We start from the raw sequence: 893 nt of genomic DNA, 5'->3' as shown, positions 1-893 counted from the left end.
GGTCTTGATATGAATTTCAAGAATGTGAATACGCATTTGACGAATGTTGTCAATGAATTCACTGAAAAAGTAACGAATATTACGCAAGAAGTTCAAGGTGATGCTTTGTTGTGGAACAAGGATCAGGGGGCGTTTGTAGCGCAGCATGAAAAGAAGGAAGAAAAAGAAGACGGCAAAGTTGTGGTGACACAAGAAAACAGCAAGATTACGTCCCTTGCAGCAGGAGCTATCAGTGAAACTTCAACAGACGCTGTTAATGGCTCACAGCTTCATACCTTGGGCACTGTGGTTGCTAAGTCTTTAGGCGGTAATGCTAAATATGAGAATGGTGCATGGACCGCTCCTACGTTCACGGTTAAGACTGTTAAGGCTGATGGTAGTGATGTTGAAGAAAACAGCTATGAGAGTGTAGCAGAAGCCTTTGCTGGAGTTGGTACTTCTTTCACGAACATTCACAATGAGATTAACAAGGAGATTGACAAAGTAGTAGGCGATAGCCTTGTTAAGCAAGATGCAGAAACAAAGGTTATTCAGATTGGTGGAGAGAAAGAAGGCACAGCAATCACGGTTGCAAACAGTAAAGGCGATGTCCGTAGTATCTCTGGTGTGAAGGCAGGCAACCTTTCAGAAGGATCGACAGAAGCGGTGAATGGTTCCCAGCTTTATTCTTTGAATACTACGCTTGCGAAGTATTTTGGTGGTAATGCTGCATTTAAAGATGGTGCTTTAACCGCTCCGACTTATAAGATCTCAAATATTGCTGAAGATGGTACGGCAACAGAAAAGTCATACAACGATGTTGGTTCAGCTTTTGCTGGTCTTGATATGAATTTCAAGAATGTGAATACGCATTTGACGAATGTTGTCAATGAATTCACTGAAAAAGTAACGAA

Annotated in this window: 1 pseudogene; it reads left to right on the top strand. The window is 41.8% G+C overall.

Annotation, left to right across the window (positions count from 1 at the left end):
* Positions 1 to 893 (top strand): annotated as a pseudogene (locus tag ACFIJ7_RS09650) (hypothetical protein); the annotation flags it as partial.

This window comes from Bartonella sp. MR100HLJHH (genome assembly GCF_042194215.1).
GTDB classification, from domain to species: Bacteria; Pseudomonadota; Alphaproteobacteria; order Rhizobiales; family Rhizobiaceae; genus Bartonella; species Bartonella grahamii.
Note: the sequence above shows the minus strand (reverse complement) of the source record. Positions and strands in the feature narration are given on the sequence as shown.